Annotated in this window: 21 protein-coding genes and 1 riboswitch; of the genes, 11 read left to right on the forward strand and 10 right to left on the reverse strand. The window is 54.3% G+C overall.

What is annotated here, in order from left to right; genetic code table 11:
• Positions 1-9: 9 nt before the first annotated feature.
• The 7 genes from ftsL to leuO all read right to left on the reverse strand — a co-directional run bounded on the left by ftsL (position 10) and on the right by leuO (position 7,083).
• A complete protein-coding gene (ftsL, locus tag F3J28_RS13410) occupies positions 10-372 on the reverse strand; it encodes a cell division protein FtsL (protein ID WP_008461776.1) in 363 nt (120 codons plus the stop codon).
• Positions 369-1,310 (reverse strand): 16S rRNA (cytosine(1402)-N(4))-methyltransferase RsmH, encoded by a 942-nt coding sequence (rsmH, locus tag F3J28_RS13415; RefSeq protein ID WP_039300407.1) that lies wholly within the window; start codon positions 1,308-1,310, stop codon positions 369-371. The genes ftsL and rsmH overlap by 4 nt, the downstream gene beginning before the upstream one ends.
• Before the next feature lie 2 nt (positions 1,311-1,312).
• On the reverse strand, positions 1,313-1,771 hold the full coding sequence (gene mraZ / locus F3J28_RS13420) for a division/cell wall cluster transcriptional repressor MraZ (protein ID WP_008461772.1): 459 nt from the start codon (positions 1,769-1,771) through the stop codon (positions 1,313-1,315).
• 562 nt (positions 1,772-2,333) lie between these two features.
• The gene (gene cra / locus F3J28_RS13425) at positions 2,334-3,338 is read right to left on the reverse strand and encodes a catabolite repressor/activator (protein WP_008461770.1); all 1,005 of its coding nucleotides are present in this window, start codon (positions 3,336-3,338) and stop codon (positions 2,334-2,336) included.
• A gap of 176 nt (positions 3,339-3,514) precedes the next feature.
• Complete coding sequence (gene ilvN, locus F3J28_RS13430) at positions 3,515-4,006, reverse strand: acetolactate synthase small subunit (protein WP_008461768.1); 492 nt, start codon at positions 4,004-4,006, stop codon at positions 3,515-3,517.
• A gap of 2 nt (positions 4,007-4,008) precedes the next feature.
• Positions 4,009-5,733: an acetolactate synthase 3 large subunit gene (gene ilvI, locus F3J28_RS13435; RefSeq protein WP_166876806.1), complete on the reverse strand. Its 1,725-nt coding sequence runs from the start codon at positions 5,731-5,733 to the stop codon at positions 4,009-4,011.
• Positions 5,734-6,138: 405 nt separating this feature from the next.
• Positions 6,139-7,083, reverse strand: a complete 945-nt coding sequence (leuO, locus tag F3J28_RS13440) for a transcriptional regulator LeuO (protein WP_166877648.1) — start codon at positions 7,081-7,083, stop codon at positions 6,139-6,141.
• 428 nt (positions 7,084-7,511) lie between these two features.
• On the opposite strand from leuO, the gene leuL reads away from it, so the two are divergent.
• The 5 genes from leuL to leuD all read left to right on the forward strand — a co-directional run bounded on the left by leuL (position 7,512) and on the right by leuD (position 12,374).
• Positions 7,512-7,595 (forward strand): leu operon leader peptide, encoded by an 84-nt coding sequence (gene leuL / locus F3J28_RS22555; RefSeq protein WP_139827388.1) that lies wholly within the window; start codon positions 7,512-7,514, stop codon positions 7,593-7,595.
• A gap of 90 nt (positions 7,596-7,685) precedes the next feature.
• Entirely contained in the window at positions 7,686-9,263 is a 1,578-nt protein-coding gene (gene leuA, locus F3J28_RS13450; protein WP_008461762.1) for a 2-isopropylmalate synthase, read from the forward strand.
• Positions 9,263-10,354, forward strand: a complete 1,092-nt coding sequence (gene leuB, locus F3J28_RS13455; protein WP_166876809.1) for a 3-isopropylmalate dehydrogenase — start codon at positions 9,263-9,265, stop codon at positions 10,352-10,354. The genes leuA and leuB overlap by 1 nt, the downstream gene beginning before the upstream one ends.
• A 2-nt stretch (positions 10,355-10,356) precedes the next feature.
• Positions 10,357-11,757 carry a 3-isopropylmalate dehydratase large subunit gene (gene leuC, locus F3J28_RS13460; protein WP_166876813.1) on the forward strand — a complete coding sequence of 467 codons (1,401 nt, stop codon included), beginning with the start codon at positions 10,357-10,359 and terminating at the stop codon, positions 11,755-11,757.
• Positions 11,758-11,768: 11 nt separating this feature from the next.
• A complete protein-coding gene (gene leuD / locus F3J28_RS13465) occupies positions 11,769-12,374 on the forward strand; it encodes a 3-isopropylmalate dehydratase small subunit (RefSeq protein WP_166876816.1) in 606 nt (201 codons plus the stop codon).
• Between the two features lie 36 nt (positions 12,375-12,410).
• Here leuD and F3J28_RS13470 read toward each other — a convergent pair whose 3' ends face one another.
• Both F3J28_RS13470 and sgrT read right to left on the reverse strand, forming a co-directional pair.
• Positions 12,411-13,589, reverse strand: a complete 1,179-nt coding sequence (locus F3J28_RS13470) for a sugar efflux transporter (protein WP_166876819.1) — start codon at positions 13,587-13,589, stop codon at positions 12,411-12,413.
• Between the two features lie 112 nt (positions 13,590-13,701).
• Positions 13,702-13,881, reverse strand: a complete 180-nt coding sequence (gene sgrT, locus F3J28_RS13475; RefSeq protein WP_008461749.1) for a glucose uptake inhibitor SgrT — start codon at positions 13,879-13,881, stop codon at positions 13,702-13,704.
• Positions 13,882-13,968: 87 nt separating this feature from the next.
• On the opposite strand from sgrT, the gene sgrR reads away from it, so the two are divergent.
• The 4 genes from sgrR to thiQ all read left to right on the forward strand — a co-directional run bounded on the left by sgrR (position 13,969) and on the right by thiQ (position 19,061).
• Positions 13,969-15,627: an HTH-type transcriptional regulator SgrR gene (gene sgrR / locus F3J28_RS13480; RefSeq protein WP_008461747.1), complete on the forward strand. Its 1,659-nt coding sequence runs from the start codon at positions 13,969-13,971 to the stop codon at positions 15,625-15,627.
• A 49-nt stretch (positions 15,628-15,676) separates the two neighbouring features.
• Positions 15,677-15,778: riboswitch (TPP riboswitch) on the forward strand.
• 31 nt (positions 15,779-15,809) lie between these two features.
• Complete coding sequence (thiB, locus tag F3J28_RS13485; RefSeq protein ID WP_166876822.1) at positions 15,810-16,793, forward strand: thiamine ABC transporter substrate binding subunit; 984 nt, start codon at positions 15,810-15,812, stop codon at positions 16,791-16,793.
• A complete protein-coding gene (gene thiP / locus F3J28_RS13490) occupies positions 16,769-18,379 on the forward strand; it encodes a thiamine/thiamine pyrophosphate ABC transporter permease ThiP (RefSeq protein ID WP_166876825.1) in 1,611 nt (536 codons plus the stop codon). Before thiB ends, thiP begins: the two co-directional genes overlap by 25 nt.
• The gene (thiQ, locus tag F3J28_RS13495) at positions 18,363-19,061 is read left to right on the forward strand and encodes a thiamine ABC transporter ATP-binding protein ThiQ (RefSeq protein WP_166876828.1); all 699 of its coding nucleotides are present in this window, start codon (positions 18,363-18,365) and stop codon (positions 19,059-19,061) included. The genes thiP and thiQ overlap by 17 nt, the downstream gene beginning before the upstream one ends.
• Here thiQ and F3J28_RS13500 read toward each other — a convergent pair.
• Positions 19,058-19,825, reverse strand: coding sequence for a DedA family protein (locus F3J28_RS13500; protein WP_166876831.1), 768 nt, complete (start codon positions 19,823-19,825; stop codon positions 19,058-19,060). The genes thiQ and F3J28_RS13500 overlap by 4 nt on opposite strands.
• Positions 19,826-20,023: 198 nt before the next feature.
• Here F3J28_RS13500 and polB point away from each other — a divergent pair, with 198 nt between their 5' ends.
• Positions 20,024-22,384, forward strand: coding sequence for a DNA polymerase II (polB, locus tag F3J28_RS13505; RefSeq protein WP_166876833.1), 2,361 nt, complete (start codon positions 20,024-20,026; stop codon positions 22,382-22,384).
• Between the two features lie 222 nt (positions 22,385-22,606).
• Positions 22,607-25,513 (forward strand): RNA polymerase-associated protein RapA, encoded by a 2,907-nt coding sequence (gene rapA / locus F3J28_RS13510; protein WP_166876836.1) that lies wholly within the window; start codon positions 22,607-22,609, stop codon positions 25,511-25,513.
• Positions 25,514-25,536: the final 23 nt, after the last annotated feature.

A 25,536-nucleotide genomic window follows, 5' to 3' on the forward strand; every position in this document is an offset into this window, starting at 1 on the left:
CACTGTTCCTTATTGCTGAACTACGATGTTTTCCTGTGAAGGATCGACATGCTGCAGCTGCAGCTTTTCCGTCGCGATCCGTTCTACCCGGCTATGATCGCCGAGCGCATTTTCTTCAAGAATCAGGTTTCGCCATTCAATATCCAGCGCATCACGTTCGAGTACCATCTGCTCGCGCTGTGCAGTGAGCAGACGTGTATGGTGCGCCGTCGTGACCACGGAAACCGCGGTCACAATAATGGCAACGAACAAGCAAAGTGCCAGTTTCCCATGGCGCAGAAGATCGCCACCAATCACGGCAGGCAGCGCATGACGCTCATTGCTGCCGAGCTGCGTCACTCTGCTGAGGGTTTCTGTCACCCGATTGATCATGCGTTAGTCCTCTCCGCAATCCGCAATACAGAACTACGGGCACGTGGATTTTCCGCCACTTCTTCTTCACCTGGCATCAGCTTACCTAGCGCTTTCAACTGGCGGCCACCCAGCTTATTCAGCTGTGCTTCCGTCATCGGTAAACCGGCTGGGACCTGTGGCCCACGGCTGTTTTCACGCATGAAGCGTTTAACAATACGATCTTCCAGAGAATGGAAGCTGATGATCGATAAACGGCCACCGGGAGATAACGCCTCCAGCGAGCCATTCAGCGCTTTTTCAATTTCATCCAGCTCGCTGTTGATCCAGATCCGGATAGCCTGAAATGTTCGGGTAGCCGGGTGCTTAAACTTATCTTTAACCGGCATAGCGGCAGAGACGACGGCCGCCAGCTCTTTGGTACGCGTCATCGGCTCTTCCCGGTTACGCTCAACGATGGCGCGTGCAATGCGCTTACCAAAACGTTCTTCACCAAAGGTTTTAATAACCCAGGCAATATCGGCCTCTTCCGCCGTCATCAACCATTGGGCAGCGGATTGACCTCGCGTTGGGTCCATACGCATATCCAGCGGCCCATCACGCATAAACGAGAAACCGCGTTCTGCATCATCCAGTTGAGGAGAAGAGACGCCAAGATCCAGCAAAATGCCGTCGATCTTGCCGTCCAGTTCGCGCTCACGTGCGTAATCTGCAAGCGCAGAGAATGGGCCATGAATGATGGAGAAGCGTGGGTCATCGATAGCGGCAGCCGCAGCAATCGCCTGCGGATCGCGGTCGATCGCCAGCAGCCGTCCTTGCTCACCGAGCTGGGACAGAATCAGGCGTGAATGGCCACCGCGACCAAAAGTGCCATCAATGTAGATGCCGTCGGGACGAATATTCAGGCCGTTCACGGCCTCGTCCAGCAGCACCGTAGTGTGTTTAAAATTTTCCATCATTTCTAAAGTGACAAGTCCTGCAGACGATCCGACAAGGTGTTTGTCGAACCCTGCTCAGCGTCGATATCTTCCTTGACCTGTTGATGCCAGGTCGCTTCATCCCACAGCTCAAACTTATTGAACTGGCCGACCAGCATGACTTCTTTGGTAAGCCCGGCGTGCTGCCGTAAAACGGGCGCCAACAGCAATCGCCCGGCGTTATCCATCTGACATTCACTGGCATGCCCCAATAACAGACGCTGTACGCGGCGTTCTGCGGGGTTCATGCTCGACAGACGGGCAAGCTTTTGTTCAATGATTTCCCACTCAGGAACGGTATAAAGCAGCAGGCAGGGGTGGTGGATGTCGATGGTACAAACCATCTGACCTTCTGAGGTTTCGATCAGCTTTTCCCTATAACGGGTAGGTACGGCGAGCCGCCCCTTGCTGTCGAGATTGACTAACGTTGCCCCACGGAACATGCCAGCCTCACCCTTTAATGACCCATTTCACCACTTTAACCCACAAATTCCCACATAAAGGAGTTTACGGAGGGGAGGAAAACCTTGTCAAGCCAGCCAGGCCGCTTACGGGAATAAATTCCCGCGCCTAAGCGATTGATAAATGGCTGGCGTGAAAAAGCCCGCAATAGCGAGGCAAAATTAACGTTATGAATATTTGAAAGAAAAAGACCAATAAACATCAACAGCGTTAAAACGACCGAATACTTGTCTGGAGAAATATTAAGTACTCAGTTTGCGACGCGGGCGGCATTTTAAGGTATTTCAAAGCGAGTGAACAGCGCCAGATGCCCGTCTGGCGCTGGCTCTGCGCGAGACAGAAGTAAAGAGAGGTTGCTAATGATTAATAATCCAACATTTCTTAGCTGTTGGTGTGTAACAAAATAATACAAGGAAGAGATTTATTTCTCGATAGAGATTTTTTTACCCGATTTTTCCCGCCTAATTAATTGCCTTAAAAAATAAGGGTAAATATACGGGAAAAATCTTAATTAACTTTAAGTGGCTGATAATGATCTCTTTATCAGTAACGACTTAAGCTACCCCGACGATAAAGATTGCGGCGAATTCGGGTCAACCCAGGCTTCGGCTTACGTGGCTCATCAAGGCTTGCCAGCACCAGTTCCAGTACGCGCTCGGCAACATCGCGGTGACGCTGTGCGACCGCCAATACCGGACACTGCAGGAAATCCAGCAGCTCATGATCGCCGAAGGTGGCGATCGCCAACTCCGAAGGCAGCCGCCCCTGACGGCGCAGCGTGACATCCATCACGCCCTGCAGCAGTGCGAAGGACGTTGTGTACAGCGCATCAGGCATCTCGTGAGTTTCCAGCCACTTTTCAAAAAGCTGAGCGGCAGCCTCACGCTCATAGCTGTTAGCGTAGAGATAATTGACGGTACGAGGATCGTCTTTCCAGGCAGTACGGAACCCTTGCTCGCGCAGGAAACTCACGGACAGTTCAGGTAATGCACCAAGGTAAAGGATATTTTCACCAGGGAATTTCCGCAGCTCTTCGGCCAGCATTTCTGCATCGTCCTGATCGGCGCCGACAACGCTGGTGAAGTGTTCACGGTCTAACGCACGGTCGAGCGCAATAATCGGGAACGAATCGTTTGCCCAACGCTGATAAAAAGGATGTTCCGGCGGCAAAGAGGTAGACACAATAATGGCATCAACCTGCCGCTGCAGAAGATGTTCAATACAGCGCATTTCGTTGTCGGGTTGATCCTCAGAGCAAGCGATCAGCAACTGATAGCCGCGCTGGCGAGCCTGACGCTCAAGGTAATTTGCTATACGGGTGTAGCTGGTGTTTTCCAGGTCTGGGATCACCAGCCCAATAGAACGCGTGCGTCCTGCACGTAGCCCAGCGGCTACCGCATTAGGGTGGTAATTATGCTCGCGTACCACCGCCATGACTTTCTCAACGGTTTTATCGCTGACGCGATACTGTTTTGCTTTTCCGTTGATTACATAGCTTGCCGTGGTGCGCGACACGCCAGCCAGACGCGCGATTTCATCCAATTTCACTGTAGCCCCTTACTCTCCAGGTGATCCATACCCATGCTCTGGTTATGGTTAACGACATTCACATCTAAGCGCAGAATAATAACTCCGGCAACCGCTTTTGCAGGCGCTTGTTTTCTTATTTGCAAAAAAAAGCCCGGCAGTGATTACCGGGCATGTGAATTAGATCACATTCGGGGCTAACGCATGATCTTATCGCCACGCGAAACGCCAACAATACCCGAACGGGCCACTTCAACGATTTTCGCAACATCACGGATCGTATCAAGGAACGCATTGAGTTTATCGCTGGTCCCGGCAAGCTGGACGGTGTAAAGCGTTGGTGTCACATCAATGATTTGCCCACGGAAAATTTCCGTGCTGCGCTTCACCTCTTCCCGCCCGTATCCGCTGGCCTGTACCTTCACCAGCATGATTTCACGCTCAACGTAGGCCCCCTGCCCCAGCTCACTGACGCGTAACACATCCACTAGCTTGTGCAGCTGTTTCTCAATCTGTTCCAGCACCTTCTCGTCACCCACGGTTTGGATCGTCATACGAGAAAGCGTGGGATCGTCCGTAGGCGCTACGGTAAGGCTTTCAATGTTGTAACCACGCTGGGAAAACAGACCAATGACCCGGGACAGCGCACCTGATTCATTTTCCAGTAATACAGATAATATCCGGCGCATAATCAGGTTCTCTCCGTTTTGCTTAGCCACATTTCATCCATACCGCCACCGCGAATCTGCATCGGATAAACGTGTTCAGTACCATCAACTGTGACATCTACAAACACCAGTCGCCCACCGCGCACGGTTTCCAGCGCTTCGGCAAGTTTACTTTCCAGTTCTTCTGGCTTAGTGATACTAATCCCCACATGGCCATAAGCTTCAGCCAGGCGAACAAAGTCCGGGAGCGACTCCATATAAGACTGAGAGTGGCGGCCCGAATAAATCATGTCCTGCCACTGTTTCACCATGCCGAGGTAACGGTTGTTAAGGTTCAAAACCAGAACCGACAAGCCGTACTGTAGCGCGGTAGAAAGCTCCTGGATATTCATCTGGATACTGCCATCGCCGGTGACGCAAATGACCGTTTCATCCGGCAACGCCATCTTCACGCCAAGCGCGGCAGGAAGACCAAAGCCCATCGTGCCTAAACCACCGGAATTTATCCAACGGCGTGGCTTATCGAACGGATAATAGAGCGCGGCAAACATTTGGTGCTGGCCCACATCGGAGGTGACATAAGCATCACCGTTCGTCAGGCGATAAGCGGTTTCAATAACAGCCTGCGGCTTGATAGCCTGGCTATGGCGATCGAACTCAAGGCAGTGACGAGCGCGCCACTGTTCAATCTGTTGCCACCAGTCCCGAATATCATCCCCGGATTGCTGAATGTCTTCCTGAGTAAGCAAGTCCAGCATTTGTGTCAGAGCTTGACGCGCATCCCCCACAATTGGGATATCCGCCGCAACTGTTTTGGAGATAGACGTAGGGTCGATATCAATATGCAACACCGTCGCATTCGGGCAGTATTTAGCGAGATTGTTAGTGGTTCGGTCATCAAAGCGAACGCCAACGGCAAAGATAACGTCCGAATGATGCATCGTCATGTTGGCTTCGTAAGTGCCGTGCATGCCCAGCATACCCAGCGACTGCCGATGTGTAGCCGGGAATGCACCTAGCCCCATCAGCGATGAGACAACCGGAATATTGAGCTTTTCGGCAATCGTCAACAATTCTGCCTCGCAGGCTGAATTGATCGCCCCACCGCCTACGTACATCACCGGTTTTTTAGCCGCAATCAGCGTCTGCAGGGCGCGCTTGATCTGCCCTTTGTGGCCCTGCGTCGTTGGGTTATAAGAGCGCATACTAACGGCGTCTGGCCAGGCATACGGCAGCTTATTCAGCGGACTCATGATGTCTTTGGGTAAATCAACGACCACCGGCCCTGGGCGGCCGCTGGAAGCAAGCCAGAATGCCTTTTTGATGATCCCTGGTATGTCCTCGACCTGTTTTACCAGGAAGCTATGTTTAACGACTGGTCGGGAGATACCGACCATGTCACATTCCTGAAAGGCATCGTAACCAATCAATGAGGTTGCGACCTGCCCGGACAACACAACCATCGGAATGGAGTCCATGTAGGCGGTTGCAATGCCGGTAATAGCATTTGTAGCGCCAGGCCCTGAAGTCACCAGCACAACGCCGGTTTCCCCCGTAGCACGCGCCAGGCCGTCGGCCATATGCACTGCAGCCTGTTCATGGCGTACCAGCACATGATCGATCCCCCCCATAGTATGAAGCGCATCGTAAATATCGAGTACTGCGCCTCCCGGATAGCCGAATACTTGTTTTACGCCCTGATCGATTAACGACCGGACGACCATCTCGGCTCCTGACAACATCTCCATGGTTTTGCCTCCAGGCTCACGTTTTTGACTGCATGCAGAAGTCATTTCCGCACCGTCGTTGCGACAGGTTTTGTCTCTGCCTGTATCATTTTTATAGGTTTAGCCCATTAACATAACCGCTCAAGATCCGTCAGGCAATTACCCGCCAGAGCAACCTGAAGAGAAGAAATTGCACTCACCTCTATAAAAATCAGGCATAACGGAGCGATCGACTAAATAGAGAGGGTGACTAATGACGAATATGCCAAAGATGCGGGAAAACACAGTGCGTTATGTATTAATTTAGCATTATTAAGCTGTGAGGAAGAGGCCGCCAGAAAATGCTAAAGTACAAAATACTGCCTTTCTAACATAAAAAAGTGGAAACGGGCTGTTCAGGCCCGAACATCCATAATACTGGTAACGTTATTGACATAAGCTTTTTGCTATCTGATTTTTCATCCACAAATGCCCCTTGTCTTGTCCGGCTGAGCCATACCAGGATAAATAACAAGTACGCTTTCTTTTGATAAAAGGCACAGGAAACACTCTTAGATTCAATTCATTAGGGGCACTATCAACCAACCAGAGTGGTGCAACTGCCACAAGCCGTGTTTGCGAAACCACATTTAATACACAGGTCATTGCCATTCCCTGATAGGCAATCGCATTTTGCTTATTCAACGTGTCATACCACGGCGAACTGAAGGAGCCATAACATTCTGGAGAAGCCACCGCATGCTGCTGATTATAGAAATCACGCGTCGTTAGCGGAGAACAAAAACCAGGATGCTCCTGGCCAGTAACTAAAACGATTTCATCCTCAAACAGTGGAATTCTTTTAAACTCAGGCCGAGAGATTTGATCATAACAAATCAAAAAATCAACTTCCTGATAGCGTAGCTGCCGCTCAATATCTTCATTAAAAGAAGATTTAAAAATTAATTGAACGTTTGGCGCCTTATATTTCATCATATCTAAAATACTTGACATTATTTTACTGTCTAAAGGACTGGCAACGCAAAGCGTAAACTGCCGCTTGCTCCTCAGAGGATCAAAGTCCCCTTCCGGTAGCTCATTCTGGACCATCTGTAAGGCGTCACGAATCACGTCATAAAGCTGAAAAGCTCTGGCTGTTGCTTGTATCGTCCGCCCATTGCGAACAAATAACTCATCCTTGAAGGTGGTTTTCAACCGGGACACGGCGTTGCTGACGGCAGGCTGAGACATCCCCAGCAACCTGGCTGCACCGGTAATACTTTGTGCTCTCATTACCGTGTCAAAAACAGTCAGCAGGTTTAAGTCTACATTACGTAACAGAGGTCTTATTGCATCCAGAGTCTCCCGACTCTTATGTATTTTAGAATCCATTTCTACTCCAGTAATAAATTGATTACCATTCCACAATGCATAAGTTGGAAATTTCATTTTAATATCTTTCTGACAAGAATTTATAACGACTCAATTAACCAGAACCGTTATTACTGAAGCAATGAAACCACTCAATAAAAACCAGTAAGTCATCGGATGGATAATAATAAATCTGTCAGCCCATGAACAATACATCAGTTCCATCATATTCATAAGATGAATTATTTAAACTCAGCCCTGTTCTCAGACGATATTACGCCTTTTAATCTTAATTAATATATTAAGAAAAGACATTTTCTCGGTATCTTTCACTGAGCAAACACGACGAACTCATCGGCCCAGCGATCCCACAGCCAGCCTAAAGGTTGACACCTGCGTTGAGATCAAGTACCAATAAATACATCACGAAATTGCACAGGGCTTGAAACATGAATCGCACCGTCCGCCTACTTGGTCTACTACTAAACGCATCTTATTTGCGCGGTAGACTGGTGGGCGACAATCAGCGTTGATTCAAGCCTTCAGACAGAAAAAACCCGCGCCAATGCGCGGGTTTTTTTATGCTCGTCGCGAAGGCACCCAAAGAGATAAAGGACCGAACCATGAGCCAGCAAGTCATTATTTTTGATACAACATTGCGCGACGGCGAACAGGCTTTACAGGCAAGCCTGAGCGTAAAAGAGAAATTGCAGATCGCTATGGCGCTGGAACGTATGGGCGTCGACGTCATGGAAGTCGGCTTCCCTGTCTCTTCCCCCGGTGATTTCGAGTCCGTACAGACTATTGCCCGCAATATCAAAAACAGCCGCGTTTGTGGCCTCGCTCGCTGCGTTGAGAAAGACATAGATGTTGCCGCTGAATCCTTAAAAGTCGCTGAAGCCTTCCGTATTCATACTTTCATCGCCACTTCTCCAATGCACATCGCCACCAAGCTGCGCAGTACGCTGGATGAAGTCATTGAGCGCGCTATTTATATGGTGAAACGCGCCCGTAACTACACCGATGACGTAGAATTTTCCTGTGAAGATGCTGGCCGTACGCCGATTGCAGACCTGGCTCGCGTAGTCGAAGCCGCGATCAATGCAGGTGCTACAACCATTAATATTCCTGATACCGTCGGCTACACCATGCCGTTTGAGTTCTCCAACATCATCACCGGTTTGTATGAGCGCGTGCCAAACATTGATAAAGCGATTATTTCCGTACATACCCACGACGATTTGGGGCTGGCCGTAGGTAATGCCATGGCGGCAGTTCACGCGGGAGCTCGCCAGGTTGAAGGCGCGATGAACGGTATCGGCGAACGTGCGGGTAACTGTTCACTGGAAGAAGTCATCATGGCTATCAAGGTGCGCAAGGACATCATGAACCTGCACACCAATATCAATCATCAGGAAATCTGGCGCACCAGCCAGATGGTTAGCCAAATCTGCAACATGCCAATTCCGGCCAACAAAGCTATCGTCGGTACCGGCGCCTTCGCCCACTCCTCCGGTATTCACCAGGACGGCGTGCTGAAAAATCGCGAAAACTACGAAATCATGACGCCGGAATCCATCGGCCTGAATCAGGTACAGCTGAACCTGACCTCACGCTCCGGCCGTGCCGCGGTTAAGCACCGCATGGACGAGATGGGTTACAAAGAGGCTGATTACAACCTGGATAACCTGTACGACGCCTTCCTGAAGCTGGCAGATAAAAAAGGCCAGGTATTTGACTACGACCTGGAAGCTTTGGCCTTCATCAACAAGCAGCAGGAAGAGCCTGAGCACTTCAGCCTGGATTATTTCAGCGTGCAGTCGGGTTCTAACGGTATCGCGACGGCATCCGTGAAGCTGGTTTGCGGCGAAGAGGTCAAAGCTGAAGCAGCAAACGGTAACGGCCCGGTGGATGCGGTCTATCAGGCAATTAACCGCATCACCGATTACAACATTGAGCTGGTGAAATACAGCTTAACCGCCAAAGGGCAAGGCAAAGACGCTCTGGGCCAGGTAGATATCGTGGTGGATTACAACGGCCGCCGCTTCCACGGCGTAGGGCTGACAACCGATATCGTCGAATCATCAGCCAAAGCCATGGTCCACGTGCTGAACAACATCTGGCGTGCCGGTGAAGTCGAAAAAGAATTGCAACGCAAAGCTCAACATCAGAATAAAGAACAAAATCAGGAAACCGTGTAATGTCGAAAAATTACCATATTGCAGTTTTGCCGGGTGACGGTATTGGCCCGGAAGTGATGGCTCAGGCCTTGAAAGTACTGGATGCAGTTCGCAATCGCTTTGATATCCGCATCAGCACCAGCTCCTATGACGTCGGTGGTGCCGCGATTGATCGCCACGGCAGCCCGCTGCCGCAGGCCACGGTCGAAGGTTGTGAGCAGGCCGATGCGATTCTGTTCGGCTCTGTAGGTGGCCCGAAATGGGAACATCTGCCACCAGCAGAACAGCCTGAACGCGGTGCCCTGCTGCCGTTGCGTAAACATTTTAAACTCTTCAGCAACCTGCGCCCTGCGCGTCTGTATCAGGGGCTGGAAGAGTTTTGCCCGCTGCGCGCCGACATCGCAGCTAACGGCTTCGATATTCTGTGCGTTCGCGAACTGACCGGCGGGATTTACTTCGGACAGCCGAAAGGCCGTGAAGGTAGCGGTATGCACGAGAAAGCCTTCGATACCGAGGTTTACCACCGCTTTGAGATCGAGCGCATTGCACGCATCGCCTTTGAATCTGCCCGCAAACGCCGCAGCAAAGTGACCTCCATTGATAAAGCAAACGTGCTGCAAACCTCACTGTTGTGGCGTGAAATCGTCAACGAAATCGCTAAAGAATACCCGGATGTGTCGCTGTCCCACATGTATATCGACAACGCCACCATGCAGTTAATTAAAGATCCATCGCAGTTCGACGTTCTGCTTTGCTCCAACTTGTTCGGAGACATCCTGTCCGACGAGTGCGCCATGATCACCGGATCTATGGGCATGCTGCCTTCTGCCAGCCTCAACGAACAAGGCTTTGGCTTATACGAACCTGCGGGCGGTTCAGCACCGGATATCGCCGGGAAGAACATTGCCAACCCTATCGCGCAGATCCTGTCGCTGGCGCTGCTGCTGCGCTATAGCCTGGATGCCGAAGAAGCCGCGCAGGCTATCGAAAGCGCCATCAATCGCGCGTTAGAAGAAGGCCACCGTACCGGGGATTTAGCCCGCGATGGTCAAGCAGTCAGCACCGACGAAATGGGCGATATCATTGCCCGCTACATCGCTCAGGGGAAATAATCATGGCCAGGACCTTATATCAGAAGTTGTACGACGCCCACGTCGTGTATGAAGCCCCGGAAGAGACACCGCTGCTGTATATCGATCGCCACCTGGTGCATGAAGTGACTTCCCCGCAGGCCTTTGACGGATTGCGCGCCCATGGCCGCCCGGTTCGTCAGCCGGGGAAAACCTTCGCCACAATGGACCACAATGTGTCGACCCAAACAAAGGACATCAATGCCTCCGGCGAGATGGCCCGCATTCAGATGCAGGAGCTGATGAAGAACTGCAAAGAGTTTGGCGTTGAGCTGTACGATCTGAACCACCCTTATCAGGGCATCGTTCACGTTATGGGGCCAGAACAAGGGATCACCCTGCCGGGCATGACCATCGTGTGCGGCGACTCCCATACTGCCACTCACGGCGCATTCGGCGCGCTGGCTTTTGGGATTGGGACTTCCGAAGTTGAGCATGTCCTGGCAACGCAGACTCTGAAACAGGGTCGTGCGAAAACCATGAAAATTGAAGTCCAGGGCAAAGCGGCTCCGGGGATCACGGCCAAAGATATCGTGCTGGCTATCATCGGCAAAACCGGCAGCGCCGGCGGCACCGGTCACGTGGTTGAATTCTGCGGCGACGCTATTCGTGCGCTGAGCATGGAAGGTCGCATGACGCTGTGCAACATGGCTATCGAAATGGGGGCCAAAGCCGGGATTGTTGCGCCGGATGAAACCACCTTCAACTATGTGAAAGGTCGTCTGCACGCCCCTAAAGGCGCGGACTGGGATGAAGCCGTCGAGTACTGGAAAACCTTCAGCACCGACGATGGCGCGAAATTTGACACTATCGTCACCTTAGACGCCGCCGACATTGCTCCACAAGTTACCTGGGGAACCAACCCAGGCCAGGTGATTTCCGTCACCGATAATATTCCTGCTCCGGAGTCCTTCAGCGATCCGGTAGAGCGTGCCTCGGCAGAAAAAGCGCTGGCCTATATGGGCCTGAAGCCGGGTATTCCCCTGACCGAAGTGGCTATTGATAAAGTCTTTATCGGTTCCTGCACCAACTCGCGTATCGAAGACCTGCGCGCAGCAGCCGAAGTCGCCAAAGGTCGCAAAGTCGCACCAGGCGTTTTGGCCATGGTTGTGCCAGGCTCAGGTCCGGTTAAAGCTCAGGCCGAGTCTGAAGGGCTGGATAAGATCTTCATTGAAGCCGGTTTTGAGTGGCGTTTGCCTGGGTGTTCCATGTGCCTGGCCATGAACAACGACCGCCTGAATCCGGGCGAGCGTTGCGCCTCCACCAGCAACCGTAACTTCGAAGGTCGTCAGGGCCGCGGCGGACGTACTCATCTGGTCAGCCCGGCGATGGCAGCAGCCGCCGCTGTTTCCGGTCATTTTGCCGATATTCGTACACTGAAATAAGGGGAACTACCATGGCAGAGAAATTTATCCAACATACCGGCCTGGTCGTTCCGCTGGACGCGGCGAACGTCGATACCGATGCCATTATCCCGAAGCAGTTTTTGCAGAAGGTCACCCGCACCGGTTTTGGCGCCCACCTGTTTAACGACTGGCGTTTTCTGGACGATGCCGGGCAAGTGCCTAACCCGGAGTTCGTGCTGAACTACCCGGAATTTAAAGGCGCCTCTATTTTGCTGGCGCGTGAAAACTTCGGCTGCGGCTCTTCGCGCGAGCACGCCCCGTGGGCATTAACCGACTACGGTTTCAAAGTGGTCATTGCGCCAAGCTTCGCGGACATCTTCTATGGCAACTCGTTTAACAACCAGCTGTTGCCGGTTATCTTGAGCGATGAGCAGGTTGATGAGCTGTTCAAGCTGGTCGATGCCCAGCCCGGCATTAAGTTTGTCGTCGACCTTGAAGCCCAGACGGTTCAGGCGGGTGAGAAAAGCTATTCGTTCGAGCTGGATAGCTTCCGCCGTCACTGCATGTTGAACGGCCTGGACAGCATCGGCCTGACGCTGCAGCACGAAACCGCTATTTCTGGCTACGAGCAAAAACTGCCAGCGTTTATGCGGTAATTCATTTTCCCCTCTCGCTCATGAGAGGGGAAAATTTTAAACGTTCTTAACCCGGCTAGTCAGGAACAGCGCGACCAGCGCCAGCACCGCCATCAGCCAGTAAACAGAATAGTGACCAAAACCTTCCGCTAGCGCGCCCTGCAGTATCCCAGCCAGAATCACGCCCGTTGAAATACTGTTGGTGAATAGCGTCGTTGCAGATCCCGGCCTTCCCGGCATCAAATCCTGGAACCACAGCATGCCTATCCCCGCAATGATCCCGATAAACACCGCATTAAACAGCTGTAAGATCACCAATGCCGTTTTAGAGTGAAACAGGATCAGCCCAACATAAAACAGCACGCCCGCAGCAACCGCCGCCAGCATCATGTTACGTTTTCCAAAGCGCTTCACGTAGTAGCCGGCGAGGATCATCGCGGGGATCTCAATCCCTGCCGCCGTGCCCATTAATAACCCCGCCAGCTCATCCGGCAGCCCAAGATCCTGGCTTATCCACAGCGGCATATCGATGATGTACATGGTGTTGCAGGTCCACATCAGCATCGAAGCGATAAACAACATCCGCACGTTACTGTCTTTCCAGCCGCTGACCTGCGTTATTGCCACCTCTGCGGGCTGCTCAACCCTCGGCACGGACGGCAGCGCGAAAATAATCAGCGCCAGTGAAATAACGAATATCCCGGCAGCGATAAGAAACATCGTGGTAAAGCCATATTTCAGCGCCAGCATAAAAGAGAGTGGCGGCCCGATAACCCACGCCAGAGAAAGCTGCGCCCGCATGATCGAGCTGAACATCACCACTTCGCGGGCGGAACGGTCAGCGTATTCACGCGCCAGGGCAAAAATCTGCGGCATGGCGGTATTGGCTATTGAGGCAAACATCACGCCAAGCGTAATCAGCGTCAGATAATGACGATTAAAGGCAAACAGAACGCAGTTCGCCACCGCCATCGCACAGCAAACCATAATCAGTTTTCGCCGGTCGCCCCGGCTGTCCGACCTTTTGGCCAACAGCAAACTGACGCCAATCCCGGCAATCGCGTTAACGGTGTAAAACAGGCCGACCCAAAACGGCCTGACTTCAACTTCACGCGTTAAAAAGAGGCTAAGCGTCGGTGCCTGCAACGCCCCGGCCACGCCAATCATAAAAGAGACGGCCATGAAGGCAGCGTAAACAGGGTTAAAACGGCGTGCGCGGGTCAAAAACCAGAGCATGGAATGTCCTTAAAAGGAGATGTCGTCAGGGGTATTTGTTAAATGCGTAAAGATTAAACGAAAAAAGCCAGCAGTAAACAGCTGCTGGCCGGTGAAAAGCACCAATACTCAGTCACACATGAGTCGGCGCGTTGGCGTTCTCGGGCATCGGGGTTGTAACCTCCCACTGCATCAAGTCTTCGAGCATCCTTAGTCTTTGCTCCACCGTCAGGCGAGCCAGCCATCCAGAGCAAACAAACTGTGTTGCGGCAAAGTACTGTTGGAAAAACTTCGCAGGTGATGACCGCTTCATAAACACCTCCTCGCTTCATCGACAGTCATTATTGACGTAATATAGGGAGAGTTAAATTGATGAGTTTCCGCCAGGAGTTCCTCTTTTATGTCTTCGTCACGCCTGCAACAACAATTCATCCGCCTGTGGCAATGCTGCGAAGGCAAACCTCAGGAAACCACGCTGAATGATTTAGCGGATTTGCTGAGCTGTTCCCGCCGCCATATGCGTACGCTGCTTAATGCTATGCAGGAAAAGGGCTGGCTAAGCTGGCAGGCGGAAGCCGGACGAGGCAAGCGCTCACAGCTCACTTTCCTCTATACCGGGCTGGCGCTTCAGCAGCAGCGGGCGGAAGATCTGCTGGAGCAGGATCGCATCGATCAGCTGGTCCAAATCGTCGGCGACAAAGCCGCTGTCCGCCAGATGCTGATTTCTCATCTTGGCCGTAGTTTTCGCCAGGGCCGACATATTCTGCGTGTCCTTTACTATCGCCCGCTGCTAAATCTGCTGCCTGGCTCGGCGCTGCGTCGCTCTGAAACCCACATCGCCCGCCAGATTTTTAGCGGCCTGACGCGAATAAATGAGGAAAATGGGGAACTCGAAGCGGATATTGCTCACCACTGGCAGCAAATTTCCCCTTTACGCTGGCGCTTCTTCCTGCGCCCAGGCATCCATTTCCATCACGGTCGCGAGCTGGACATGCTCGATATCATCTCTTCCCTGCAGCGCATCAACGCTCTGCCGCTTTTTGCCCATATCACGCAAATCACCTCGCCGACTATCTGGACACTGGATATCCACCTTAGTCAGCCGGATGACTGGCTGCCGTGGCTGTTGGGCAGCGTGAACGCCATGATCCTGCCGCGCGAATGGACAACGATGACAAATTTCGCCAGCCAGCCCATCGGCACGGGCCCCTATTCCGTGGCACGGAACAACCGCAACCAGCTGAAGATCCACGCCTTTGATGATTACTTTGGCTTCCGGGCGCTCATTGACGAGGTCAACTTTTGGGTACTGCCGGAAGTTGGCGAGGAGTCCAGCTGCGGCGTGCAGCTGCAGGGCATGCCGGACAGCGAAAAAGCCGTCGAAAGCCGTCCGGAAGAAGGTTGCTATTACCTGCTGTTCGACAGCCGATCCAGCCTTGGCGTTGACGAAAGCGTACGCCAGTGGATTGGGCATATTCTCTCCCCGGTTAACCTTATCTACCGCGCTACAGAGCAGTATCAGCAGTACTGGTTCCCGGCTTATGGTTTGCTCCCCCGCTGGCACCATTCGAGGCCCGGGCCGTTGCTCCCTAAACCTGCCGGCCTGGAGAGCATAACGCTCACCTACTACCGCGACCACGTAGAGCACCGGGTGATCAGTAGCATCATGACCGAATTACTGGCAGAGCAGGGCGTGAAGCTGGTTGTGCAGGAGATAGACTATGCTGAGTGGCATCAGGGCGAGGCCGAAAGCGACATCTGGCTGAACAGCGTGAACTTCACCATGCCGCTGGAATACTCTCTGTTTGCCCAGCTTTACGAAGTCCCGCTGATTCAAAAATGCATCCCTGGCGACTGGCAGGGCGATGCCCGCCGCTGGCACAGCAAAACGCTGGCTCTGCCTGAGTGGTGCAAGCAAATGCTGGAGCGCAATGACGTTATCCCATTGATTCACCACTGGTTGCGCATTGAAGGCCAGCGCAGTATGCGCGGGGTGAGGATGAACACGCTAGGCTGGTTTGATTTCAAGTCAGCCTGGTTTGCCCCACCGGGCCCATAACGCTTTCGTAACATTACTTCCGTAACCCAAAGGAAATCAGTAGAATCCTCCCTGCTCAACGGGGTGCCAGGACAGTTTGTCCGCGCTGAGATAATACCCGTCGAACCTGATCCGGATAACGCCGGCGAAGGGATTTGAGACACTCAACTCAATTCCTTTGCCCCCTTTTACTGAGGTGCAAAGTGTTCAAAAAATTTCTGCCGCTGCTGGCGCTGGCCGCCATGCCTGTTTTCGCTAAACCTGTATTAACCGTTTACACCTACGACTCGTTCGCCGCCGACTGGGGCCCTGGCCCGGCGGTGAAAAAAGCCTTTGAGGCCGACTGTAACTGCGAGCTGAAATTTGTGGCGCTGGAAGACGGCGTTTCTCTGCTGAACCGCGTGCGCATGGAAGGCAAGAACAGCAAAGCGGATGTCGTGCTGGGGCTGGACAACAACCTGGTAGAGGCCGCCACGCAAACCAAACTGTTTGCGCCTTCTAATATTGAAAGCGGCGTCCTTCAGGTGCCAGGCGGCTGGAAGAACAGCACCTTCGTGCCTTACGATTACGGCTACTTTGCTTTCGTATACGACAAGAACAAGCTAAAAAACCCGCCCAAAAGCCTGAAAGAGCTGGTTGAAAGCGATCAAAAATGGAAGGTCATTTACGAAGATCCGCGCACCAGTACCCCAGGGCTTGGCCTGCTGCTGTGGATGCAAAAAGTGTACGGCAATAAAGCCCCGGAAGCCTGGCAAAAGCTGGCGAAAAAAACCGTCACCGTCACCAAAGGCTGGAGCGAAGCTTACGGCTTATTCCTGAAAGGGGAAGCCGACCTGGTACTGAGCTACACCACCTCCCCGGCCTACCACATCATCGAAGAGAAGAAAGACAACTACGCCGCCGCGGACTTTAGCGAAGGACATTACCTGCAGGTTGAAGTTGCGGGCCGACTGGCGAACAGTAAGCAGCCTGAACTCGCCGAGAAATTTATCAAATTCATCACCACGCCAGGTTTCCAGAACACCATTGCTACCGGCAACTGGATGTATCCGGTGACCAACGTGGCATTACCTGCTGGCTTCGACAGCCTGGTGAAGCCGCAAACCACGCTGGAATTCTCCCCTCAGCAGGTGGCCACCCAGCGCGCAGAATGGATCAATGAATGGCAACGCGCCGTCAGCCGCTAATACCAGGCTGGCTGTATCCAGGGCTCTTTGCCGCAACGCTGGTCGTGGCGGTAGCCCTGGCGGCTTTTCTGGCGCTGTGGCTTAACGCTCCACAGACGGATGTCTTTGCCATCTTACAGGACGACTATCTTTGGCACGTCCTGCGCTTTTCCTTCTGGCAGGCCTTTCTTTCCGCCGCACTTTCCGTTTTTCCGGCCATCTTTTTAGCCCGCGCGCTCTACCGCCGCCGCTTTCCTGGCCGACTGGCGCTGCTGAGGCTGTGCGCCATGACGCTGGTACTGCCGGTGCTGGTCGCCGTTTTCGGTATTCTTTCCGTTTATGGGCGAGAAGGCTGGCTGGCCACGCTCTGCGGCTGGCTGGGCTTTGAATGGCACTTTTCCCCTTATGGCCTGCAGGGCATTCTGCTGGCGCACGTCTTCTTTAATATGCCGATGGCGACCCGTCTTCTGCTGCAGGCGCTGAACACTATCCCTTCGGAACAGCGTCAGCTGGCGGCACAGCTGGGGATGCAGGGCTGGCATTTCTTCCGTTTCGTCGAGTGGCCCTGGCTGCGCCGCCAGATACTTCCGGTTGGCGCCCTGATTTTTATGCTTTGCTTCGCCAGCTTCGCCACCGTGCTTTCTCTGGGCGGCGGTCCGCAGGCAACCACCATCGAGCTGGCCATCTTTCAGGCATTAAGCTACGACTACGATCCCGCCAAAGCGGCATTGCTGGCTCTGCTGCAAATGGCGTGCTGCCTGGGACTGGTGTTGCTGAGCCAGAAGTTAAGCAAGGCGATTCCCGTCGGCGTCAGCCAGCTTCAGGGCTGGCGCGATCCGCAGGATTCTCTGCGCCGAAAACTTAGCGATGGCCTGCTTATTATGCTCGCCCTGCTGCTGCTTCTCCCACCGCTGCTGGCGGTGATGGTCGACGGGATTAACGGCAGCATGGGCAGCGTGCTGCGCCAGCCAGCGCTCTGGAACGCGCTCTGGACTTCACTGAGAATTGCCATTGCCGCCGGACTTGTCAGCGTGACGCTGACGCTGATGCTGCTCTGGAGTTCGCGTGAACTTCGGCTGCGTAACCAACGCTTCGCCGGGCAGGCCATTGAACTTAGTGGCATGTTGATTCTGGCCATGCCGGGCATCGTCCTCGCCACCGGCTTCTTCTTGCTGTTAAACAATACCGTGGGCCTGCCGCAATCCGCCGACGGCATTGTTATTTTTACCAATGCGCTGATGGCGATTCCTTACGCCTTAAAGGTGCTCGAAAACCCCATGCGAGACGTGGCGGAGCGTTACTCTCAGCTTTGCCAGTCGCTGGATATCAGCGGCTTTAATCGCCTGCGATTTATTGAGTTAAAAGCGCTGAAACGCCCAATAGCCCAGGCGCTGGCATTTGCCTGCGTGTTGTCGATTGGCGATTTCGGCGTCGTGGCACTGTTCGGTAACGAAGACTTTAGAACCCTGCCCTTCTGGCTGTATCAGCAGATCGGCTCTTACCGCAGCCAGGACGGCGCGGTCACAGCGCTACTTCTGCTGCTGCTTTGTTTTATGCTGTTTACCTTGATTGAAAAACTTCCGGGGCAAGATGCTAACTCTGACTGATGTAACCTGGCTGTACCAGCACTTACCCATGCGCTTTTCCCTGAAGGTTGCGGCGGGGGAACGAATCGCCATCCTGGGGCCAAGCGGGGCGGGGAAAAGTACGTTGCTGGGCCTGGTTGCCGGGTTCCTGGTGCCTGCCAGCGGCAGCATCGTCATCGACGGAGTGGATCACACCCGGACACCGCCTTCAGTCCGCCCGGTGTCCATGCTTTTCCAGGAAAATAATCTGTTTAGCCATTTGACCGTCCGGCAAAATATCGCCCTGGGCATGCATCCGGGAATGAAACTTAATGAAGCCCAGAAGCGGCGACTGCGGGAAATAACGGAACGCGTGGGGTTAACTGACATGCTGGACCGTCTGCCGTCTCAGCTTTCCGGCGGACAGCGGCAGCGCGTCGCCCTGGCCCGCTGCCTGGTTCGTCAGCAGCCCGTTTTACTGCTGGACGAACCTTTCTCGGCGCTGGATCCGGCGCTGCGCAAAGAGATGCTGCAGCTGCTCGACGATCTGTGCCGGGAGCAGCAGCTGGCGCTGCTGATGGTCTCCCACAGTATTGAAGATGCCGCCCGCATCGCCAGCCGCAGCATCGTGATAAAAGACGGGCGCATTGCATGGGACGGTGAAACGGGCATGTTGCTCAGCGGCGAGGCAAGCGCCTCCGCGCTGTTGGGTATCGGTAATTAGTGCGACAGCACCTTCCGCAGGATGTCCCAGTAAACCGGCATCAAGGGATGCTGCAGCAAGGCGACAAAACTGCCAATGCCCGCCACCAGCATCAACGGAGCCAGCCAGTTTAGTCGGGCCTGCGTTAAATAGCGGGCCAGGCGATCTGAGCCACGCTTACCGCTGCGATACCAACGCCAGCACAGCCATGCAGCCAGCCAAAGCAGTAAAGCCACCGCCAAAAGCAGCCACTTGAAGCTGGCGCTTTTCATGTCCGCAGGAATATCAATGGCCGCTCCGGCGAGGATCCCCGGCAAAAAATAGAGCGGCGGCCAAAGCAGGCAGCCGATGATATTCGGCGGCAAAAACTTCGCCAGCGGTAAATCCAGCATGCCAGCAACCATCGGCACCAGCGGGCGCGTAGGGCCAACAAAGCGCCCAACCAGGATCGTAAACATACTGTGCTGATGCAGCGCGTGTTCGGTTTTATCCAGCAGGGCCTTATTCTTCTTCATAAATGACCAGCGGTGCAGCGGCCCTTTGAAACGCTGCCCAAGCCAGAACGAGATCCAGTCCCCCAGCAGACAGCCGACGATCCCGGCGCCCCAGGCATAATAGAAATTCACCTGGCCACTGCCGATCAGCGCCCCCAGTCCGGCCATCATTACCGTGCCCGGCAGGATCAGTCCCACCAGCGCCAGCGACTCAAAAAAGGCCACCAGCATCACCGCGATAAGCGAATATGCAACTGACTGTGTAATAAAGTGTTCCAGTAAGGCTTCCATAAGCTTTCCGTCGATGAGCGAGCGGGCGATTCTCCAGAATTAACGTGACAGGCGTCAAGGTCTCATTTCTATGAATAAAGAATAGACGGTAAAGTTCCGGACAATTCGCACACCCGGCAAACAATACTGTATATAAATGCAGTAAGTAACGGTTGTTTGCGCTATAATCGAAACACTTTTCCTGAGAGAGAATGCAGCGTGTCTCAAGCTCGTCAGGGGTTTCTGCTGACCAGGCACTGGCGAGACACCCCGCGCGGTACCGAAGTCGATTTCTGGCTGGCCACGGACGATGGCCCGCTTAAGGTGCGCCTGCCGCCACAGGAATCCGTGGCCTTTATTCCCCAGGCGCAGTTAGCCCAGGCGCAGCGTCTGCTAGCCGGTGAAAACCAATTCCGCCTTACGCCGCTCGAACTCAAAGACTTCCATCGCCAGCCGGTGGCGGGCCTGTATTGCCAGCAGCACCGCCAGCTAATGCGGCTGGAGAAACTCCTGCGCGATGGCGGCGTGACGGTCTATGAGGCGGATATTCGCCCCCCGGAGCGCTTCCTGATGGAACGCTTTATTACCGCGCCGGTTTGGTTTAGCGGCCATCCTCAGGGCGATGTACTGCTGGATACCCGCCTGAAACCCGCCCCGGAATACCGTCCGCCGTTGAAATGGGTCTCGCTGGATATCGAAACGAATCGGCACGGTGAGCTGTACTGCATCGGCCTTGAAGGCTGCGGGCAGCGCCACGTCTATATGCTGGGGCCTGAAAACGGCGATGCTGCTGACCTGGACTTTACGCTGGAATATGTCGCCAGCCGCCCTTTGCTGCTGGATAAGCTGAATAGCTGGTTTGCCGAGCACGATCCCGACGTCCTGATCGGCTGGAACGTCGTGCAGTTTGACCTGCGCGTGCTGCAAAAAATGGCCGAACGCTACCAGGTTCCGCTCCGCCTGGGCCGCGGCAACAGCCCGCTAGAATGGCGTGAGCACGGCTTTAAGCAGGGCGTTTTCTTTGCCCAACTTGCGGGCCGGGTGATTATCGACGGCATCGAAGCGCTAAAATCGGCGTTCTGGAATTTCTCTTCGTTTTCGCTGGAAACGGTCTCCCGTGAACTTCTGGGTGAAGGGAAGTCGATTGATAACCCCTGGGATCGTATGGATGAGATCGACCGCCGCTTTGCCGAAGACAAACCCGCGCTGGCTACCTATAACCTCAAAGACTGCGAGCTGGTCACGCGTATTTTCCACAAGACTGAGCTGATGCCTTTCCTGCTGGAGCGGGCGACGGTCAACGGGCTCCCCCTGGATAAACACGGCGGCTCGGTAGCGGCTTTCAGCCACCTTTATTTCCCGCGTATGCATCGTGCAGGCTATGTCGCCCCCAATCTGGGCGAGGTTCCGCCGCAGGCAAGCCCCGGCGGCTATGTGATGGATTCTAGTCCTGGACTCTATGACTCGGTGCTGGTGCTCGATTATAAAAGCCTGTATCCGTCGATTATCCGTACCTTCTTAATCGATCCGGTCGGCCTCGTCGAAGGTACAGCCCAGCCGAACGTGACGCACTCCGTTGAAGGGTTTATTGGCGGCTGGTTCTCCCGCGACAAACACTGCCTGCCCGAGATCGTGAGCCAGATCTGGCATGGCCGGGACGAGGCAAAATGCCACGGCAACAAGCCGCTCTCCCAGGCACTCAAGATCATCATGAATGCTTTTTACGGCGTGCTGGGTACCAGTGCCTGTCGCTTTTTCGATCCCCGCCTTGCTTCGTCGATCACCATGCGCGGTCACGAGATCATGCGCCAGACAAAAGCGCTGATTGAATCCCAGGGCTATGACGTTATCTACGGCGATACGGATTCAACCTTTGTCTGGCTGAAACAGGCCCACAGCGAAAAGGACGCCGCACAGATTGGCAGGAAGCTGGTTGAGTACGTCAACACCTGGTGGCAACGGCATCTGAAAACCACGCTGAATCTCGACTGCGCCCTTGAGCTGGAGTACGAAACGCACTTCTGCCGCTTCCTGATGCCCACCATCCGGGGAACGGACCAGGGCAGTAAAAAGCGCTACGCCGGGCTTATTCAGGAGGGCGACGAACAGCGCATGGTATTTAAAGGGCTTGAAACAGTGCGCACCGACTGGACGCCCCTCGCCCAACAGTTCCAGCAAACGCTCTATTGGCGAATTTTCCGCGGTGAGCCCTATCAGGACTACATCCGTGAGACCATTGCTAGCCTGATGTCGGGTGAGCTGGATTCACAGCTGATCTATCGCAAACGCCTGCGCCGCCCGTTAAGCGAGTACCAGAAAAACGTGCCGCCTCACGTTCGTGCGGCCAGGCTTGCCGATGAACATAACCAACGTCTGGGCAGGCCGGCGCAATACCAGAATCGCGGCACGATAAAATATGTCATGACCCTGAGCGGCCCGGAGCCGGTTGATTATCAGCAATCTCCGCTGGATTATGACCACTACCTGACTCGCCAGCTGCAGCCCGTCGCCGAGGGGATTTTGCCCTTCCTTGAAGACGACTTTGCTACACTGATGACGGGGCAGATGGGGCTATTTTAAAAATACTCTACATAACTCAGCTTACGGCGAGGCGCTAAGAGCGTACAGCCAGCGCCGCCGTAATTTGAAGCATGACGAGTGCGTGACGAATCCGTTGCCATCCAGTACCATAGCGCCCTTTCTTCGAATCCTTAGACCCAATTTTAAACAACTGCGCCGCCTGTGCGCGGTTGCCATGCTATTGCCTGCAAATTTAAGTCACTGAAATAGAGCCGAAAACTTATGCCTTTTACACTTGGTCAACGTTGGATCAGCGATACCGAAAGCGAACTGGGACTGGGAACCGTGGTGGCGCTGGATGCGCGTATGGTTACCCTGCTCTTCCCGGCAACGGGTGAAAATCGTCTGTACGCCAGAAATGACTCCCCGATCACCCGCGTGATGTTTAACCCAGGCGATGTGATTACCAGCCATGAAGGCTGGCAGCTGAAAGTTGATGAAGTTAAGGAAGAAAAGGGTTTACTCGCCTACCTCGGCACCCGTCTCGATACCGAAGAGTCTGACGTCCTGCTGCGCGAAGTGTTTCTCGACAGCAAATTGGTCTTCAGCAAACCACAGGATCGCCTGTTTGCCGGGCAAATCGACCGTATGGACCGCTTTGCGCTGCGTTTCCGCGCCCGCAAATATCAGAGCGAACAGTCGCGCCAGATTTGGAGCGGCCTGCGCGGGATGCGCACCAGCCTGATCCCTCACCAGCTGAACATCGCTCATGATGTTGGCCGCCGCCATGCGCCGCGCGTATTGCTCGCGGATGAGGTTGGCCTGGGTAAAACCATTGAAGCCGGGATGATCATCCACCAGCAGCTGCTGGCCGGTAGCGCCGAGCGCGTGTTGATTGTAGTACCGGAAACACTGCAGCATCAGTGGCTGGTCGAAATGCTTCGCCGCTTTAACCTGCGCTTCGCGCTGTTTGACGATGAACGTTACGCGGAAGCCCAGCACGACAGCAGCAACCCGTTTGACACCGAACAATTGGTCATTTGCTCGCTGGACTTCGTGCGCCGCAATAAACAGCGCCTGGAAAACCTCTGCGAAGCGGAGTGGGATCTGCTGGTTGTCGATGAAGCTCACCATCTGGTGTGGAGCGAAGATGCGCCCAGCCGTGAATACCAGGCCATTGAACAGCTGGCCGAACATGTTCCTGGCGTCCTGTTGCTGACCGCCACGCCTGAACAGCTGGGCATGGAAAGCCACTTCGCGCGCTTACGCCTGCTGGACCCAAATCGCTTCCATGATTTCGCCATGTTCGTCGACGAGCAGCAAAATTACCGCCCGGTTGCAGACGCCGTCGCCTTGCTGCTGGCAGGAGATCGCTTAACCGATGAGCAGCTGAATACCATGGGTGAGCTGATTGGCGAGCAGGATATCGAGCCACTGCTGCAAACCGCCAACAGCGATCGCGAAGGCAGTGAAGCCGCGCGCGAGGAGTTGGTCTCCATGCTGATGGACAGGCACGGCACCAGCCGCGTGCTGTTCCGTAACACCCGTAACGGCGTGAAAGGTTTCCCGAAACGCGAACTGCACACCATTCGCCTGCCGCTGCCAACCCAGTACCAGACGGCGATTAAAGTCTCCGGTATTATGGCCGCGCGTAAGTCCGTGGAGGATCGCGCCCGGGATATGCTGTATCCGGAGCAGATTTATCAGGAGTTCGAAGGCGACACCGGCACCTGGTGGAACTTCGACCCACGCGTTGAATGGCTGATGGGCTACCTGACCAGCCACCGTTCGCAGAAAGTGCTGGTGATCTGCGCCAAGGCCGCGACGGCACTCCAGCTTGAGCAGGTTCTGCGTGAGCGCGAAGGCATCCGCGCAGCCGTCTTCCATGAAGGCATGTCCATCATCGAACGAGACCGCGCTGCAGCCTGGTTTGCGGAAGAAGATACCGGCGCTCAGGTCCTGCTGTGCTCCGAGATTGGCTCAGAAGGCCGTAATTTCCAGTTCGCCAGCCAGCTGGTGATGTTTGACCTGCCGTTTAACCCGGACCTGCTGGAGCAGCGTATTGGCCGTCTCGACCGTATTGGCCAGGCGCACGACATCCAGATCCACGTTCCGTACCTGGAAAAAACCGCTCAGTCGGTCCTGGTGGACTGGTATCACGCCGGTCTGGACGCCTTCGAGCATACCTGCCCGACCGGCCGCACCATTTATGACAGCGTCTATCCGCAGCTGATCGAATATCTCGCCGCCCCGGAAAATACCGAAGGCTTTGACGCGCTGATCAAGCAGTGCCGCGAGCAGCACGATGCCCTGAAGCAGCAGCTTGAGCAGGGCCGCGACCGTCTGCTGGAAATTCATTCCAACGGCGGTGAAAAAGCGCAGGCGCTGGCAGAAGCCATTTCCGAGCAAGATAACGACACTAACCTCGTTAGCTTTGCCATGAACCTGTTTGATATCGTCGGCATTAACCAGGACGATCGAGGCGACAACATGGTCGTTATTACGCCGTCCGACCATATGCTGGTCCCTGACTTCCCGGGCCTGCCGGAAGACGGCTGCACAATCACCTTCGAGCGTGACGTCGCCTTGTCCCGCGAAGACGCGCAGTTTGTGACCTGGGAACACCCGATCATCCGCAACGGCCTGGATTTGATCCTGTCAGGCGATACCGGTAGCTGTGCCCTGTCTCTGCTGAAAAACAAAGCGTTGCCGGTGGGCACGCTGCTGCTGGAGCTGGTTTACGTTGTTGAGGCCAAAGCGCCTAAACAGCTGCAGCTCAATCGCTTCCTGCCGCCGACGCCGGTGCGCATGCTGGTGGATAAGAACGGCACTAACCTCGCGGCGCAGGTGGAGTTTGAAAGCTTCAACCGCCAGCTCAGCGCGGTTAACCGCCATACCGGCAGCAAACTGGTGAATGCGGTGCAGTCCGACGTGCACGCTATTCTGCAGGTGGCGGAAGAGAAAGTTGCCGATGCGGCACAGGCGCTGATCGACGCAGCTCGTGAAGAAGCCGATGAGAAGCTGAGCGCTGAGCTGTCCCGTCTGGAAGCGTTGAAAGCCGTTAACCCAAACATTCGTGACGACGAGCTTGCGGCTATCGAAACCAATCGCCAGCAGGTGATGGAAGCGTTGAGCCAGGCTAACTGGCGTCTTGATGCCCTGCGTTTGATCGTTGTGACGCACCAGTAAATATGCGTCGCTTTACTCAAATC

Source organism: Enterobacter sp. Ap-1006 (genome assembly GCF_011752835.1).
Taxonomy (GTDB): Bacteria; Pseudomonadota; Gammaproteobacteria; order Enterobacterales; family Enterobacteriaceae; genus Cedecea.